Below are 16,286 nucleotides of genomic sequence, written 5' to 3'. Positions count from 1 at the left end.
CCAGCGGCGCAATCGCTAGGTCGGGGCCAACCTCTTTCACGGGTGTTTTCCCCGCTCATCCGGCGTTTGCGGATATCCACAAGCTACGCCTGGGGCAGACAAGTAGCAAGAGGTCAGGCATCATTTGCGGATATCCACCTGTGCGAGGGAGTGCATCCATGGGCGAAGACCGCCACAAGAAGGCGTCACTCGGCGGCGTCCGCGTCCCGGCTGAGCGGAAGCGACAGGCTCAGGAGAAGGCCGCCAAGGAGGGCAAGACGCTCACGGAGATCGTTGACGACTGCCTGGAGAAGTACATCAAGAAGAAGGACTGAACGGCTCCCAGAACACGCGAGAGCCCGCCACCGGACCACGCCGGGGCGGGCTCTCGTCTTGCGTCTCAGACGGTCACAGGGGCGCTCTCAGCCTTCAGCGCGGCACGTACGCGGACGGCGCGCGGGTGCCCGATGTGCAGCTCTCGACGGAGCGCGCGGACGGACGGGAGACCGCCGCTCGCGAGCGTCTCGGCGAACCGGTCCCGGGCGGTCGCGAGCACCGGGGCGAGGTCGGCCGGAGTCTCGTTAGGTGATGGTGAATCACCATGACCTATCCGCCCATCGTCCGGCACCTCCGGGAGCGCTGTCGCGACCGGCTCCGGCTCGATCTCCGCCCACATGGCGTACCCGTCCGGGACGTCGAGCGGCTCGGCGATTTCCGGGAAATCGTCCTGTGCGGCGGTCTCGTCAGGGGTACCCACGATCCGGGGACCCTCGTCCGTCCGGCCGCGCCGCACCATGCCCATGAGCATTTCGACGACGAGGACGAGACAGACCGCAGGCCATGCGCCGATGAGCGCCCCGACGACGCCGTGAGCCACCCCGTGCAGGACGTTGACGGCGACCGTCGCGCCGATGCCCAGGGCGAGCGCCAGGCGGGCGAGGAACGGCGCCGGGACGCGACGGCGCGCGGAGTCGAGCAGGACCATGGATGCGACGTAGACCAGGCCGTCGATCGTCAGCGGGACGAGGCGACCGGTCGCGCCAGCCTCACCGTGCGCCGTGGCCACGTCGAGCGCGTGCTGGTACGAGATGTAGGCCGCGATGCCGCCGATGCCGACGACGACGGCCGCCGTGCTGGCGCGGATGAAACGGTCAGACATGAGGGCTCCAGTTCCGTCCCAGTTCCGCCAGAACTTCGGAAGACGCCGGAACCAGTCGGTAACGTCCGGCGGAGAAAAAGCAGGTCAGAGGGCATGTCGACCGAACGGCCGAGGTCAGAAACCCGCAGGGCAGAGTTCGAGCTCTACTACGACATCTGAGCCGGTAGGGGCCGCGGCCTCCGGCGCTTGGTATGATCTTGCGAGCGGCAAGAGCCTCCTGAGATCCGTCTCGGGAGGCTCTTTCGCGTTCCCGGCCGCCCGTTCTCGCAAGGACCCCGATGCCCGACCTGTGCGTCCGCCTCGCCGACGCCACGGACCGCCCCGCCCTGGAGCGCCTGTGGCTGATGTTCCAGCACGACATGTCGCAGTTCCGCGGCCTGCTCCCCCGTCCGGACGGGACGTTCCGCAGCGAACGCCTCCACGCCGCCTTCCACGACCCCGACTGGGCCGCCTACCTGCTGACGAGCGACGCCCGGCCGGTCGGGTTCGCGACCGTCCGGGGGCTCAGGGGCGAGAAGCGGGTGCTGAGCTCGTTCTTCATCGTCCGCGGCGCCCGCCGGACGGGGCTCGGGCTGCGCGGCGTCCAAGCCCTGATCGCCGAGCATCCGGGCCCGTGGGAGGTCGCCTTCCAGGACGAGAACGCCCCCGCCGCCCGCTTCTGGCGCCGGGTGGCCGCCGAGATCGCCCCCGGCGCCTGGACGGAGGAGCACCGCCCCGTCCCCGCCCGCCCCGAACTCCCACCCGACACCTGGATCTCCTTCAACGCCCCTTCAACCCACTGAATGACCGCGTCTCCTCGTCGAGGTGGGCGCGGAAGGAGCGCGGCGGGCGGCCGGTGATGCGCTGGACGGTGCCGGTGACGCGGTCCTCGGCCCCTTCGGCGATGGCGCGGTTCATTCCGGCCAGCATGGCGGCGTACTCCGGCGGCACCTGCGCTGCGAGACGGTCGTGCAACTGGTCGTAGGTCAGCCTGCGGTGGACGACCGTCCGTCCGGTGACCTCGGTGATGATCGCGGCGATGTCGTCGTGGCTCAGCGTCTCCGGTCCGGTGAGGACGAGGTCGGTGTTGGGCGCGTGTTCGTCGGTCAGGGCGTGGACGGCGACGGCCGCGATGTCGTCGGCGTCGACGAAGCCGACACGTCCGTCGCCGGCAGCGGTCAGGATCGTGGCGTCCTCACGGATGCTCGCGGCGTGGACGTGGGCCCCGGTGAAGTTCTGCATGAACCAGGACGGCCGAAGCACCGCCCACTGCTCGAACAGGCCGGGAAGGGCTTTGTGCACCTCTCCCGACGCCTGTCCGCCCTCGGGTATGGCCGACGAGCTGAGGAGCACCGCCCGGCGCACTCCGACCGCGCGGGCCTGGTCGAGGAAAGGCAGCATGACGGTCGCCGCCGTCAGGTCGCCGGGCGGCGGGATGAGGTAGATGCGGCCTACTCCGTCGAGGACGTCGAGGTGGGTGCCGGGGTCGTACCAGTCGAAGCAGGCCGGTTCCGCGCCGGAGGCCGAGGCACTGTGGCGGGCGGCCGCTCTGACTCGGTGCCCGGCCGCCGTCAGCCGCGCGGCGATGCGGCTGCCGGTGGTGCCCGTCGCGCCGATGACCAGGGTGGTGCCGTTCACCGGGCGCTCCCGGCGAAGTCGGCGCCGCGTTCGAGGACCGCCAGGGGGTTCCAGTAGTCGCGGTAGAAGGCGAAGCGGCCGTCCTTGACGGTCACGACGGCGATGTAGGTCATGTCGAAGGGCGCGCCGGTCTGCACCAGGCGGCCGGTGCCGCGCATCTCGACCACGATGGTCTCCGGAGCGGCGGTCTCGTGGATCCGTACGTCGGGGAAGTCATGCAGGTCGATGTGGTCGGGATACCGGCGCATGTAGGCGGCGATGGCTTCGGCGCCGTCCAGGCGCTGGGACCAGTGCGGCGGGGCGAAGGGGAACTCCATGACGCCGTCGTCGGCCCACAGGGCGAGCCAGCCGGAGATGTCGCCGTCCAGGAGAAGTCGCAGGCTGTGGCGGAACAGGTCCGCCGGTGAGGTGTGCGTGGGCATGTGCGGCCTCCGTCTCGTAGAATCCGGACCCGGGGTCCGGAATTTGAAGATACGGACCCCGGGTCCGGATCGCAACTGGAGAACCGCATGCCCGAGCGCAGACCCCGGAAGGACGCCGTGCGCAACCGGACGGCCGTCCTCGCGGCCGCCGACGCCCTCTTCGACCGCTGCGCGAGCCCGGACGAGGTCACCATGGCCGACGTCGCGGCGGCGGCCGGCGTCGGCAAGGGGACGCTCTTCCGCGCCTTCGGCGACCGCACCGGACTGATCCGCGCGCTCTACCAGGCGCGACTGGAGCCGATCAGGAAGGCCGTCGAGGCCGGTCCACCGCCCCTCGGGCCCGGCGCCCCGCCGCTGGAGCGCATACCCGCCCTGCTCGACGCCGTCCTGTGCTTCAAACTCGACAACCGCGGCCTCGCGCTGGCGCTGGAGGAATCCGGCGGCATGAGCCCCTACCGGGCCGAGCACTACGAGACATGGCACGGCCTGGTGCGAGACCTGCTCGATCAGGTCCCCGGACAGTCCGACAGCGAATTCACCGCCCACGCGCTGCTCGCCGCCGTCAGAGCCGACCTCGTCGAGCACCTGGCCGGTCAGGAGCGCGTACCGCGCGAAACGCTGCGGGCATACCTCGCGGGCTTCACCGCCTCCGTCCTGCGCCCCCGTCCGCCCCAGCGTTGACCGTCACGAGCGGCAAGATCATCTTCGTCCCGTAGGCCATCCCCCGCGCCGCACGAGAAAGGCCACGCGACGGCGCCTCCGGTTGCCGGGATCCGGACGGACGGCCGAGAGCCGGACGGATATCTCCGCGCACGTCCCGATGAGGTCGTGGCACGGCCGCAGCGGGTCGCCGGTCGCGGAGATGAACCACGGCACACCGCCGACCCCCGCCTTGACGGTGATGTTCTCACCGACCTTCGGCGAGGACGCGGAGTAGACGCGCAGCCGGGCCGGGGTCTCGTCATAGCGGGGCAGGCACGACCATCCGGCGAAAGCGAGCGCGTCGGCGAGGTCGTCCAGGTGGCGGATCGCGTTCACTCGCCCCGCCACACCACGGCGCCCGTGGCCGCGTCCCGCCACGCCTCCCCGACCGTGCGCAGGTCGACGTACGCGGCGCTGCCGTCCGGCGCGAGCGCGACCCGCCGCACCTTCCCCGACGCCCCGCCCTCGAACCCCCGCAACGCCCGATGCACCTGCCTGATCGCGTTATCGCGGTCATCGGTCACACCGCACCGCCCCGCATTCTTTGTGAAGACGTCCCATGCGAACAGTTGGTCGTTCCCCGGCGCAGACATTCCGCCCTCCCGTGCGTAGTCGATCCGTCACGGAGAGCTTGGGGTGACCGGCGTGTGGTGAGGGGGACGCTTCGCGCCCGTTGGCGAAGGGGCGCAGTGTGCGCCCATGGTTCGGGGTGCGCGGCGCGCGTTAGACGGGGAGGCCGAGAAGTTGGGCGAAGGTGCGGGCGCGACGGTCGATCATGGGTCCGCCGTGGTCGACGGCGTCGGAGGCCATCTGACGCGCCTGGGGTGAGTAGTGCACCGAGTCGTTGCAGACGGGGTAGGCGCGTTCCAGCCAGTCGAGCGCGGCGGAGTGGTCGCGGCGCTGGTGGTAGGTGCGGGCCGTCTCCACCATGAGGCGGGCGCGTCGCTCCCGGCTCGGGATGCTCGCGGGATCGATGCGCTGCGCCTCGTCTCGGGCGGCCGAGGACTTGGACAGATCGGCGCGGACGGAGACCGCGTGGACGGCGACGTTCGACCTCCCGAACTGCGTCCACGGGTGGTGGTAGCCGGTGGGGAGGCGTTCGGCGGTCGCCTGGGCGTGGTCCAGGTAGCGGAGCGCGTCGCCCTCCCGGCCGTCGCGGGCGCTGGTCGTGGCGGCGTGCAGGTGGAGCGCCCCGTACATCGCCTGTAGTTCGGTCGGGCCGTCCTCCAGGCGGGGTTCGAGGAGGCCGGTCGCTTCGGTGACGAGGTCGAGGGCGCCGTCGAGGTCGCCCATCGAGCGCTGGACGATGGCCAGCGTCCAGGCGGCGCCCGCAAGGGAGATCGGCTGGTCGGCCGCGTGGGCGGCGGCCACACTCCGGTCGGCGACGACCCAGATCAGTTCGGGTTCGGCAGCCCAGACAAGCTCGTGCTGGACGAGGGCGTAGACGTCCGAGAGCAGGGCGTTGGCCGCCCGTCGCCCGTCGTCCTGGCGCGCGGCGACGCGGGCGTCGCGGAGGAGGGCGGGCAGGACGCGCCCGACGTCGGTGCGGTGGGTGGTCGAGCCGTGCCACAGCCGCCACGCCTCCGCGACGCGAGCGGCCAGGGCCGGGACGTCGACGCGCGGCGCGGTGACGGTGAGCAGGGGCTCGCGGACGGCATCGCGGATGGCAGGGATCGCCCCGTGCGGAATGCGGGAGAACGAGGCGAGCGGGATGGACGCCGCGTCACCGAGCTCCATGTCGGTGCCCGCGAGCAGCGCGACGTCCCCGACGCCGAGCGCTTCGGCCAGCCTGACCAGGGTGGGCAGGCGCGGTGGGAGGCGGCGGCCGCTCTCGATGCCCTTGAGCCAAGACGCGGACTTGCCGACCAGCCCGGCGAGCGTCGGGCGTGTGAGGCCCTTGCGCTCACGGAGGACCTGAATGCGCTCGCCCGTGGGCCTTCCCGCCAGATCGTCCATGTGGTCCAGGCTAGGGGCAGGTGTCGGGGGGCGCTGGCATCATGTGGGCGGAGTGTGTGGGTTAGGAGCGGGATGACGGACGAGCCCAAGGGCGTTCTGCGGGACGCGCATGCGTTGCTGGGGGCAGCGCATGATCTGCTGTCCGATCACCGGCGGGCCGTCGCGGACGTGCAGGGGGCGCTGGGGCCGTTGCGGAAGGAGGCCGCGCGGGAGCAGCTCCGGTCGATCCCGCTGGCCCGGTTGAAGGACGTCACGGACGGGCGGCTTCGGCTGGGGCCCTTGGAGGAGGCCGGGTTCGCGAGTGTCGCCGACGTCCTGGAGGCGACGCGGTACCGGCTCCAGCTGCTGCCGGGGATCGGGCCGCAGACCGCGCAGCAGCTCCACGCGGCGGCGGGCGCGCTGGCGGAGGCGGCGGAGCGGTCGGTGGGCGTGCGGGTCGACGTGGAGCGGCGGGACGAGGTGACGACGCCGCTGGTCATCGCGCTGCACCGGCTGGTGGACGCCGGGCCAGAGCTGCCGCGCGCCCGGGCCGCCGCCGGGGACGTGGACGGACGTTTCGGCCCGCTGGTCCGGGACGCGCGGCCGATGGCGTCCTGGTGGCGGAAGATCTTTGCGCGGCCGTCGCGGCGGGAGCGGGCGCGGGAGGCGGTCGGGGAGCTGGCGGAGGCGCTGCGGGTCGAGGAGGAGCGGGAGACGCGCCTGCTGATGTCGCAGGGGTCGGTGGATCTGCTGCGGCCCGGCGTCTCGGGCGACGAGGCGTGGATCGACTTCGAGCTGCGGGCCGCCGACTATCAGACCTTGCTCGCCGACCTTGCCGCGCTGGTGCCCGAGCGGGAGGCCGCCGAGGGGTTCCTGCCGGGTGATCTCGCGGCACGGGTGAAGAGCCAGCCGCTGGACGACCGTTATCGGCGGGTGTCGCTTCGCGGTTATCAGTCGTTCGGGGCGCGGTTCGCGCTCGTGCAGGGGCGGGTGATCCTGGGCGACGAGATGGGGCTGGGTAAGACCATCCAGGCGATCGCGGCGATGGCGCATCTGCGGGCGCGGGGCGCGACGCATTTCCTTGTCGCGTGCCCGGCGAGTGTGCTCATCAACTGGGTACGGGAGATCGAGTCGCGGTGCAGGCTGGCGGCGCATCCGCTGCACGGCGCGGGGCGCGAGACCGCGCTGGAGAAGTGGGTCGGGGACGGTGGGATCGCCGTCACTACCCTGGCCACGCTCCATTCATTGGACGTTCCCGAGCACCTTGGTCTCGGGATGTTCGTGGTGGACGAGGCCCATTACGCCAAGAATCACGAGACGCGGCGGGCCCAGGCCGTCGCCTATTGGTGCGAGCGGACGGAAAATGTTCTCTTTCTGACCGGTACGCCGATGGAGAACCGAGTCGAGGAATTCCGGAGCCTCGTCGCGCATTTGCGGCCCGACGTCGCGAAGGAGATCCGGCCGCATGACGCGGCGGTGGGAGCGCGGGCGTTCCGGTCGGCGGTCGCGCCGGTCTACCTGCGGCGCAACCAGCGGGACGTGCTCGTGGAGCTGCCCGAGGTCGTCCACGTGGACGAGCTGGAAGAGTTCAGCAGGGCGGACGCGAGGGCCTACCGGCGGGCCGTGGCGGACGGCAATTTCATGGCGATGCGCCGGGCCGCCTATGCCGTCCCGAAGAGGTCGGCGAAGCTCGACCGGCTGGTGGAGCTGGTCGTGGAGGCGGAGGCGAACGAGCTGAAGGTCGTGGTGTTCTCCTATTTCCGGGACGTGCTGGGCGTCGTCCAGGCCGCGTTGCCGAGGACGATGGGGCCGATCTCGGGTGACGTTCCGCCGGTGCGGCGCCAGGAGCTGGTGGACGCGTTCACCGTCCATGAGGGGCACGCCGTCCTGCTGGCGCAGATCCAGGCGGGCGGGGTCGGGCTGAACCTCCAGGCCGCGTCGGTGGTGATCATTTGCGAGCCGCAGGTGAAGCCGACCATGGAGACGCAGGCGATCGCCCGCGCCCACCGGATGGGCCAGGTCCGGACGGTGCAGGTCCACCGGCTGCTGACGCCCGGCACCGTGGACGAGAGGATGCTGGAGATCCTGCAGGCCAAGGCCAGGCTGTTCGACGAGTACGCGCGCCGCAGCGATCTCGCGGAGCGGACGCCGGACGCGGTCGACATCTCCGAGCAGGCCCTCGCGCGGCAGATCGTCCAGGAGGAGCAGGAACGCCTCGGCGCATCGTCCTGAGCGGGGAAGAACCTGGAACGGGCCGCTGTTCACGTGGGCGGCAGACCAGGGCGATCAGAGGGGACGGCAATGGCCGAGGTCAGGGTGGAGCGCACCGAGGACGGGTTCCAGGCCGTCAACGACCGGGGCGCGAGGGTCGCCGTCGGCGACTCGGACACCGACGGCGTCTTCACGCCGGTCGAGCTGCTGCTGGCGGCGCTCGGCGGCTGCGAGCTGGTGACCGTGGAGCCGCTGACGGCGCAGCGCGGGCACCGGATGGCGCGGCTCGCCGCGACGGTCCAGGCGGACAAGGTCGCGACGAGCACGCTGGGCACGATCACGATCACCTATGACGTCGAGCTGCCCGAAGGCGACGCCAAGGCCGGGGACGTCCTGAAGGCGGTGGCCGGGCGGGTGCACGAGAAGTACTGCACCGTCGGCAACGCCCTCAGGGAGCCCATGAAGGTCGACCAGATCGTCTGAGCGCGACCCCCTGCGCGGTCCCGGAGCGTGCGGGACCTGAGGGGGTCCGGGTGCGCCGATCGGGGGAGGCGGCGCACCCGGACGTCTCTCAGTAGCGGAGACCGTGGCCGTACGGGTACAGGCCCTTGATCGTGACCGGCAGGCGGCCGCCGGGCTGCTCGCCGAAGACGACGCGCGCGGCGGCCTTGTGCATGGTCAGGTCGATCCGCTGGGTGCGGGCGGTGGTGCCGTAGGTCGCGATGTACGCCTCGACGTCCGGGTAGGACGTGAGGTCGTACGGCAGCCCGATCGCGAGCGCCGCCACCGGCTTGCCGGTCGCCTGCAGCGCCTTGACGAGCTTCGCCTGCCCCGCGGGCAGCGGCCCGGACGAGAACGTGGTGACCAGGACGCGGTCGGCGGACGCGGCGCGCTTCACGGCGTCGGCGATCTCCGCGTCGGTCGGGTTGGTCGTCGCGGACTGCCAGGCCTCCACCGGCCCGCCCGCGACGGCCGCGACCTCGTCGGCGAACACCTGGGTCTGGACGGCGCCGGCGACGAGCGTCCGGTCGTCGGATTCCGGGTCGAACGGGAGGACGCCGCCGTCGTTGCGGACCAGGGTCGTGGCGGCGAGGCCCATGTTGAGCGCGCGCCGCTGGAACAGCTTGTTGCCGGAGACCTCCTCCGCCTTCTTCGGGCTGACGTAGCGGTGGTCGCCGACCTTGTACTTGCACTTCAGGCCGAGGATGCGCCGGACGGACTCGTCCACCCGCGCCTTGCTCAGCGAGCCGTCGCGCAGGGCGTCGCCGAGCGCGTCGACCGCCTCGGCGTGGGTCTCGTACTCGCCGGTGGACATGATGATGTCCGCGCCCGCGTTGACCGCCATGACGGTGGCCTCGCGGGTGCCCCACTTCTTGTCGATGGCGTCCATGTCCATGGCGTCGGTGACGATCAGCCCGTCGAAGCCCATCTCCCCGCGGAGCAGGCCGGTCAGGACCTTGGGCGACAGGGTGGCGGGCAGGTCGGGGTCGACGGCCTTGACCACGACGTGCGCCGTCATGATCGAGTCGGCGCCGGCCTCGATGGCGCGGCGGAACGGCGGCAGGTGCACCTTTTCGAGGGTGGCGCGGTCGTAGTTGACGGCGGGGAGCTCCAGGTGGCTGTCGAACTCGGTGTCGCCGTGCCCGGGGAAGTGCTTGGGCGTCGCGATCATGCCGGCGCCGCGGTAGGTGCGCAGCTGCGCCTCGACGAGGTCGCCGACGAGGTCGGTGCGCTCGCCGAACGAGCGGACGCCGATGATCGGGTTGGCGGGGTTGGTGTTGACGTCGGCGACCGGGGCGTAGTTCCAGTGGAAGCCCATCGCGTGGGCCTCCGCCGCGGTGATCGCCGCGGCCTCGCGGGCGAGGCGGAGGTCGCGGGCGGCGCCGAGGCCCATCGCGTTCGGCAGCGGCGTCGTGCCCAGGCGGACGTTGTGGGTCGTGCCGAACTCGAAGTCTCCGGAGACGAGCAGGGGCAGGCCGAGGCGGGTGTCCCGCGCCCATTTCTGCACCTGGTTGGCGTAGCGGGCGGCGATGCCCGGCGTGGGCGGCTCCCAGGTGAGGATCGAGCCGATCTTCAGGTCCTGAATGGCGCGGCGGGCGTCCTCGGACGCGGTGCCGTCCGCGTTGGCGCCGGTGGACGCCATGACCATCTGGCCGACCTTCTCGGCGTCCGTCATCCGGGACAGCTGCTCGTCGACGTCGCAGCCGCGCTGCCCTCCCGGCGGCGCCTGCGCCCGTGCCTGCGCCGGCGGGGCGAGCGCCAGCCCGAGGGCCGCGACCGCGGCGATGGACACGAGGGTTCGGCCGCCGTGCTTCATAATGATCCTCCTCCGGTCATTGGTCTAGACCAGTCCATACCGGTGGGCGGGATCAATGGTGAAAGTTGCCAAAAAGGCGGCGGTGCGGGCGCCGGACGTCGGCTAGCCGCAGGTCGTCCCGGCGGGCGGGACGGTTCCGTCGAGGAGGTAGCCGTTCACGGTCGTGCGGACGCACCGGTCGCCGGTGTCGTAGGCGCCGTGGCCCTTCCCCTTGAGGGTGAGGAGCGTCGCCCGTCCGCCCAGGGCCCGTGTCAGCGCGGGCGCCCACGCGTACGGGGTGGCCGGGTCGCCGGTGTTTCCGACGACGAGGATCGGCGCGGCGGACGGGGCGGACACCTCACGGGCCGCGTCGTCGCCCTGCACCGGCCAGCCGGTGCACTGGAGCAGGCCCCACGCCATGGACGTCCCGAAGATCGGCGAGGCCTCGCGGAAGGTCGGAACGAGCCGCCGCACGCCGGCCGGGGTGTGGCGTTCGGTGCCGTCCGCGCAGGTGATCGCGGTGTTGGCGGCGGACAGGTTGCTGTACGTCCCGTCGTCCCTGCGCCCGTTCTGGAAGTCGGCGAGCATGAGCAGCAGCGAGCCGTCGCGGCGTTCGGCGGCGTCGACGAGGCCCTGCGCCAGGTACGGCCAGGCGTCGCGGGAGTAGAGCGCGGCGGCGACGCCTGTCGTGCCGAGACTCTGGGTGAGCCTGCGGCGACCGGACGTGTTCAGCGGAGTCCGGTCGAGCCCGGCGAGCAGGCGCCCTACGGATTTCACGACGGACGGGCCGTCCTTCCCCAGCGGGCACGACCGGCGGCCCAGCCGGACGCAGGCGGCCGCGAAGTCGCCGAGGGCGCGCTGGAACGCGGCGGCCTGCTGGAGCGCGAGGTCCTTGCTGCCGATCTTGGTGTCGACGGCGCCGTCGAGGACGGCCCGTCCGACCCGGCCGGGGAACCGGTGCGCGTACGCGCCGCCCAGCCAGCTGCCGTAGGAGATCCCGAAGTAGTGCAGCTTCTCGTCGCCGAGCGCGGCGCGGATCAGGTCCAGGTCACGGACGGCGTTCAGCGTGCCGACATGGGGCAGCAGCCTGCCCGACCGTGCCTGGCATCGCTTGACGTAGTCGGCGCGGCCGTTGACGTAGGCCGTCTCCTCGGCGGGGGTGTCGGGGCTGTCGTCGCGGGCGGCGATCTCGTCCATGCGGCGGGGCCCGACGCACGTGACCGGGGCGCTCCGGCCGACGCCGCGCGGGTCGAACGCGACCAGGTCGTAGCGGGCGCCGAGATCGGCGTACCGGCCCGCGGCCTGCGCGAGCGCGCCGACGCCCTCGCCGCCGGGACCGCCGAAGTTGAACACCAGCGAGCCGATGCGCCGCCGCGGGTCCGCGGCCGGGACCTTGATCAGCGCGATGTCGATCTTCTCGCCGGACGGTCTGGCGTGATCGAGGGGCACCTCCACCGTCGCGCAGCGGAATCCGGTGGGCGGCGTCACCGTTCCGGGGGGCCGCGCGGGCAGGCCGGTGCAGCGCTTCCATTTCGGCGCACGGACGGTCACAGTCGGTATGCTTCTCAGCGCCGCACGGGCGAGGTGTGTACTCCCGGGTGTACTCCCAATCGAGTACGCCAGACCGGATGCGGTCAGCGCACCGGCACAGACGGCCACAATGCCAGGTATCGCCCTAAAGCGGGCCATTCGTCCCCCCGTTCGTGTCGCGGGGGGCGACGCTGATCTACCCAGGGCCTCCTATGCTGACTCCTGATCAACTCCATAGGCTCCACGCGGGGAGGAGCGGAGGGGGTAGACGTCCCCGGTGCCCATCCCCCGAAAGTCCGGATACCGCATCAGGGTCGTACTACTCAAGTCTGAGATGAAGACCATTCGTCGCGGTGATCTCAATTAGGGGGCCGAGCGGCAAAGATAGGTAGCATGGCTCAACCCGCCCCCCCAGCAGCCCGCCGGGGCCAGGCCGACCAGGCCCGGCACGGCGAGCCGCGCAAGCCGGCCGCGACGCTGCGGCAACGGGTGCTCACCGCGCCTCCGGTGTGGCGTGAGCTTCTTCTGGTCGTGCTCTTCTATACCGCTTATACGCTGACGCGCATCGTCCTGGTTCAGGACGGCACCGGCCCGGCGTTCGCCCACGCCGACCAGATCCTCGGCGCGGAACGCTTCCTGGGGCTGGACGTCGAGCTCCACCTCAACCAGACATTGCTCTCGGTGCCGTGGCTGGCACGCAGCGCGAACATCTTCTACGCCACGATGCACTTCATCGTGACGCTCATCGTCGTCCTCTGGTTGTACCGGTACCGTCCGCAGCACTACCGGTGGCTCCGCACGTCGATCATGACCGCCACCGGGGTGGCGCTGATCGGGTTCTGGCTGTACCCGCTGGCCCCGCCGCGCTTCCTGCACAACGAGGGCTTCGTCGACCCCGTGACCGCGCTGCACTCGCTCGGCCTGTACGCCAGCGACGCGTCCGGGACGCTCACCAACCAGTACGCGGCGATGCCGTCCATGCACGCGGGGTGGTCGCTGTGGTGCGGCCTCGTCGTGGTCAAGCTCGCCTCGCAGAAGTGGGCCAAGGCGCTCGGCGCGATCTACCCGGTCACGACCGTGTACGTGATCCTCTCCACCGCCAACCACTACGTCCTGGACGCGGTGGCCGGGTTCGCGCTGATCGGCGGCGCGGCGTGGGTGTCGTGGATCCTCTACATGAGGTGCCCTCCGCCGCTCCTCATGGCGCGGGCCCGCGTCTCGCAGCGCGTCGCGCACCGCGTCCGCCGCGGCACGAGCGAGCGCACCGCCCCCGGCCCCGCGGCCGTGCAGGGCACCCCCGCGACGGGCGGCGGCGCCACCCGTTCCACGTACAACTCTGGTCGTACATCACAACCCGCCTAGCCCGCAGCTGATCTAGCCCGTCGTTGATCTAGCGTCGCTGATCTAGTCCGCGCCGTAGAAGACGCGGTCGACGACGGCGCGGGCGCGGCGGGCGCGGCGGCGGTAGTCCTCCAGGAGATCACCGGGCGCCGGGTAGCCGAGGACGCGGGTGACGGCGCTGCGCTCCCGGTGGTGATCGGTGGGCAGCAGATCGGACGCGCGGCCCCGCACCAGCATGGTCGCGCCGCGGATGCGGGTGGCCAGGCACCACGCCTCGGCCAGGACGGCGGCGTCCGCGGCGTCCAGGAGCCGGGCGCCGACCGCCGCGTCGAGGGCGTCCAGGGTGCGGGTCGTGCGGAGCCCGGGGACCTCGTGCGCGTGCTGGAGCTGCAGGAGCTGCGCGACCCACTCCACGTCCGCGAGGCCGCCGGGGCCGAGCTTGGTGTGCAGCCGCCGGTCGACGCCGCGCGGGAGCCGCTCGGACTCCATCCGCGCCTTCAGCCGCCTGATCTGCCGGACGGCGTCGTCGTCGATGCCCCCGTCCGGCCAGCGGACCGGGTCGATCAGGGCGCGGAACCGGTCGCGCAGCCCGGCGTCGCCGATCAGCGGGTCGGCGCGCAGCAGCGCCTGCGCCTCCCAGGGCTCCGACCAGCGGGCGTAGTAGGCGGTGTAGGACGCCAGCGTCCGCACGAGCGGCCCCTGCCGCCCCTCGGGACGCAGGTTCGGGTCGATCTCCAGCGGCGGGTCGGGCGCGGGCAGGGAGAGCAGGCGGCGCAGTTCCTCGGCGACGGCGTGGGCGGCGCGGCCCGCGGTGCGCTCGTCCGCGCCGGGGTCCGGGTCGTGGACGAACATGACGTCGGCGTCGCTGCCGTAGCCGAGCTCGTGCCCGCCGAACCGGCCCATCGCCACGACCGCCATCCGGGTCGGCAGCGGCTCCCGCGAGGCGCCCTCGATCTTGTGGACGGCGGCCAGGAGCGCGGCCTCGACGGTGACGGCGGCGATGCCGGTGAGGGCCTCCCCGACCGTCCGGACGTCGACGAGGCCGAGCAGGTCGGCGACCGCCACCCGGAACAGCTCCCGGCGGCGCTGCGCCCGCACCACCACGACCGCCTCCTCCGCCGGCGCGGCCCCCTCGGCGTGCCTGCGGACGCCCGCGAGGGCCTCCGCGCGCAGCGTCTCGAACGGGCGTGGGGCCAGCGCGGCGTCGCTGCCGAGCAGCGCGACGGCCTCCGGGGCGCGCAGCAGCAGGTCGGTGGCGTAGCGGCTGGAGCCGAGGATCCACGCCATCCGCTCGGCGACGGTCACGTCGTCCCGCAGCAGCCGCAGGTACCAGGGGGTGGTGCCGAGCGCGTCGCTGACCTGCCGGAACCCGAGCAGGCCCGCGTCCGGGTCGGGCGCGTCGGCGAACCAGCCGAGCATGACCGGCAGCAGCGTCCGCTGGATCGCGGCGCGCCGCGACACGCCCGAGGTGAGCGCCTCGATGTGGCGGAGCGCGCCCGCCGGGTCGGCGTAGCCGAGGGCCTCGAGCCGGGCGCTCGCCGCCGCCGGGGTGAGCCGCGCCTCCTCGCCCGGCAGCCGCGCCACGGCCCGCAGCAGCGGACGGTAGAACAGCTTCTCGTGGATGCGGCGGACCTCGCGGGCGTGCCGCCGCCACAGCGCGGTGAACTCCCTGACCGGGTCGGGGCGCAGGCGGAGGGCGCGGCCGAGGCGGCGCAGGCCGTCCTCGTCGTCCGGGACGAGGTGCGTGCGGCGCAGCCGGTGCAGCTGGACGAGGTGTTCCACGCGCCGCAGGAACCGGTACGCCGCGGACAGCGCCGCCGCGTCGTCGCGTCCGACGTAGCCGCCCCGCGACAGGTCGTCGAGCGCGTCGAGGGTGGCGCGGGCGCGGAGCGTCTCGTCGACGCGGCCGTGGACGAGCTGCAGCAGCTGCACCGGGAACTCCACGTCCCGGAGCCCGCCGGGGCCGAGCTTGACCTGCCGTTCGGAGTCGGCGGTGCGCTGGTTCAGGTCGGCCTCCACGCGGCGGCGCATCGCCTGGACGTCCTCGACGAAGCTCTCCCCCTCGGCAGCCTCCCACACGATCGGGGTGATCATGTCGAGGTAGCGGGCGCCTAGGGCGGCGTCGCCCGCGACGGGACGGGCCTTCAGCAGCGCCTGGAACTCCCAGGTCTTGGCCCAGCGCTCGTAGTAGGCGCGGTGGCTGGCGAGGGTCCGGACCAGCGGGCCCGCCTTGCCCTCGGGCCGCAGCGCCGCGTCCACCTCCCAGAGCGCGCCCTCCTCGGTGCTGGACGAGCAGGCCCGCATCATCGCCGACGCCAGCCGCGATGCCGTGCGCAGGGCCTCGTCCTCGGCCGCGCCCTCGCGGGCTTCCGCCACGAAGATCACGTCGACGTCGCTGACGTAGTTCAGCTCGCGCCCGCCGCACTTGCCCATGCCGATCACGGCGAGGCGGCACGTCCCGTGCCCGGGGACCTCGGCGCGGGCGATCGCGAGGCCCGCCTCCAGCGCGGCGGCGGCGAGATCGGCCAGCTCGGCGGCGACGACGGCGATGTCCGCGACACCGGACAGGTCGCGTCCCGCGAGCGCGAGCAGCCGCCTGCGGTACGCGACGCGCAGCGCCACGAGCGTCTCGCGACCGGACCCGGACGCCACCGGCTCCGCCGCGCCCGGATCGGCGCCGACGGCGTCCAGCAGGTCGGCGCGAGGATGCCCGGCCGTGATCGTCTGGCCGTCGCGCAGCACCCGCCAGTGCTCCGGATGCCGGACGAGATGATCGCCCAGCGCGGCGCTCACCCCGAGGACGGCGGTCAGGCACTCCCGCGTCCCGGGCTCCCCGGCGAGGGCCTCCCGCAGCTCCCCGCCGACACCCTTCTCGTCGGCGGACGGCAGCAGCCGGAGCAGCCCGTCCAGCGCGAGATCAGGATCGGCGGTGCCGCCGAGGGCGTCGAGGAGATCGTCGTCCAAGGGGACGCCGGAGCCTCGCTCGGCGTCCGCGAGGAGCCGCTCGGCGCGGGCCGCGTCGGTGAAGCCGAGCCGCGCCAGCCGCCCCGCGAGGGACGAGCGGCGCTCAGGAGTGCGGGACTCGGTCACGGGT

General features: G+C 72.6%; 15 protein-coding genes. 6 read left to right on the top strand and 9 right to left on the bottom strand.

The window, feature by feature from the left end; translation table 11 throughout:
- Nucleotides 1-158 precede the first annotated feature (158 nt).
- A complete protein-coding gene (locus ACH34T_RS16460; protein WP_395992988.1) occupies nt 159-314 on the top strand; it encodes a hypothetical protein in 156 nt (51 codons plus the stop codon).
- A gap of 65 nt (nt 315-379) precedes the next feature.
- Here ACH34T_RS16460 and ACH34T_RS16455 read toward each other — a convergent pair whose 3' ends face one another.
- On the bottom strand, nt 380-1,138 hold the full coding sequence (locus ACH34T_RS16455; RefSeq protein ID WP_395992987.1) for a DUF2637 domain-containing protein: 759 nt from the start codon (nt 1,136-1,138) through the stop codon (nt 380-382).
- Between the two features lie 278 nt (nt 1,139-1,416).
- On the opposite strand from ACH34T_RS16455, the gene ACH34T_RS16450 reads away from it, so the two are divergent.
- Complete coding sequence (locus ACH34T_RS16450) at nt 1,417-1,920, top strand: GNAT family N-acetyltransferase (protein WP_395992986.1); 504 nt, start codon at nt 1,417-1,419, stop codon at nt 1,918-1,920.
- Here ACH34T_RS16450 and ACH34T_RS16445 read toward each other — a convergent pair.
- Both ACH34T_RS16445 and ACH34T_RS16440 read right to left on the bottom strand, forming a co-directional pair.
- Nucleotides 1,898-2,755 (bottom strand): NmrA family NAD(P)-binding protein, encoded by an 858-nt coding sequence (locus tag ACH34T_RS16445; RefSeq protein ID WP_395992985.1) that lies wholly within the window; start codon nt 2,753-2,755, stop codon nt 1,898-1,900. The genes ACH34T_RS16450 and ACH34T_RS16445 overlap by 23 nt on opposite strands.
- Nucleotides 2,752-3,177: a nuclear transport factor 2 family protein gene (locus tag ACH34T_RS16440; protein ID WP_395992984.1), complete on the bottom strand. Its 426-nt coding sequence runs from the start codon at nt 3,175-3,177 to the stop codon at nt 2,752-2,754. The genes ACH34T_RS16445 and ACH34T_RS16440 overlap by 4 nt, the downstream gene beginning before the upstream one ends.
- 87 nt (nt 3,178-3,264) lie before the next feature.
- On the opposite strand from ACH34T_RS16440, the gene ACH34T_RS16435 reads away from it, so the two are divergent.
- The gene (locus tag ACH34T_RS16435) at nt 3,265-3,858 is read left to right on the top strand and encodes a TetR/AcrR family transcriptional regulator (RefSeq protein ID WP_395992983.1); all 594 of its coding nucleotides are present in this window, start codon (nt 3,265-3,267) and stop codon (nt 3,856-3,858) included.
- Between the two features lie 18 nt (nt 3,859-3,876).
- Here ACH34T_RS16435 and ACH34T_RS16430 read toward each other — a convergent pair whose 3' ends face one another.
- The 3 genes from ACH34T_RS16430 to ACH34T_RS16420 form a co-directional block, all read right to left on the bottom strand.
- Nucleotides 3,877-4,215: a hypothetical protein gene (locus ACH34T_RS16430; RefSeq protein ID WP_395992982.1), complete on the bottom strand. Its 339-nt coding sequence runs from the start codon at nt 4,213-4,215 to the stop codon at nt 3,877-3,879.
- Nucleotides 4,212-4,403 (bottom strand): hypothetical protein, encoded by a 192-nt coding sequence (locus ACH34T_RS16425; protein ID WP_395992981.1) that lies wholly within the window; start codon nt 4,401-4,403, stop codon nt 4,212-4,214. Before ACH34T_RS16425 ends, ACH34T_RS16430 begins: the two co-directional genes overlap by 4 nt.
- 199 nt (nt 4,404-4,602) lie before the next feature.
- The gene (locus tag ACH34T_RS16420; protein WP_395992980.1) at nt 4,603-5,835 is read right to left on the bottom strand and encodes a helix-turn-helix domain-containing protein; all 1,233 of its coding nucleotides are present in this window, start codon (nt 5,833-5,835) and stop codon (nt 4,603-4,605) included.
- Between the two features lie 72 nt (nt 5,836-5,907).
- On the opposite strand from ACH34T_RS16420, the gene ACH34T_RS16415 reads away from it, so the two are divergent.
- Nucleotides 5,908-8,046 (top strand): DEAD/DEAH box helicase, encoded by a 2,139-nt coding sequence (locus ACH34T_RS16415; protein ID WP_395992979.1) that lies wholly within the window; start codon nt 5,908-5,910, stop codon nt 8,044-8,046.
- A gap of 69 nt (nt 8,047-8,115) precedes the next feature.
- Nucleotides 8,116-8,508: an OsmC family protein gene (locus ACH34T_RS16410; protein WP_395992978.1), complete on the top strand. Its 393-nt coding sequence runs from the start codon at nt 8,116-8,118 to the stop codon at nt 8,506-8,508.
- A gap of 88 nt (nt 8,509-8,596) precedes the next feature.
- On the opposite strand, the gene ACH34T_RS16405 is transcribed toward ACH34T_RS16410, so the two are convergent.
- Nucleotides 8,597-10,342: a glycoside hydrolase family 3 protein gene (locus tag ACH34T_RS16405; protein WP_395992977.1), complete on the bottom strand. Its 1,746-nt coding sequence runs from the start codon at nt 10,340-10,342 to the stop codon at nt 8,597-8,599.
- Between the two features lie 102 nt (nt 10,343-10,444).
- A complete protein-coding gene (locus ACH34T_RS16400) occupies nt 10,445-11,872 on the bottom strand; it encodes an alpha/beta hydrolase (protein WP_395992976.1) in 1,428 nt (475 codons plus the stop codon).
- Between the two features lie 372 nt (nt 11,873-12,244).
- On the opposite strand from ACH34T_RS16400, the gene ACH34T_RS16395 reads away from it, so the two are divergent.
- Nucleotides 12,245-13,213: a phosphatase PAP2 family protein gene (locus tag ACH34T_RS16395; protein ID WP_395992975.1), complete on the top strand. Its 969-nt coding sequence runs from the start codon at nt 12,245-12,247 to the stop codon at nt 13,211-13,213.
- 42 nt (nt 13,214-13,255) lie between these two features.
- Here ACH34T_RS16395 and ACH34T_RS16390 read toward each other — a convergent pair whose 3' ends face one another.
- Nucleotides 13,256-16,282 (bottom strand): bifunctional [glutamine synthetase] adenylyltransferase/[glutamine synthetase]-adenylyl-L-tyrosine phosphorylase, encoded by a 3,027-nt coding sequence (locus ACH34T_RS16390; RefSeq protein ID WP_395992974.1) that lies wholly within the window; start codon nt 16,280-16,282, stop codon nt 13,256-13,258.
- Between the last annotated feature and the right edge of the window lie 4 nt (nt 16,283-16,286).

This window comes from Actinomadura sp. 9N215 (genome assembly GCF_044326345.1).
GTDB lineage: Bacteria > Actinomycetota > Actinomycetes > Streptosporangiales > Streptosporangiaceae > Spirillospora.
Note: the sequence above shows the minus strand (reverse complement) of the source record. Positions and strands in the feature narration are given on the sequence as shown.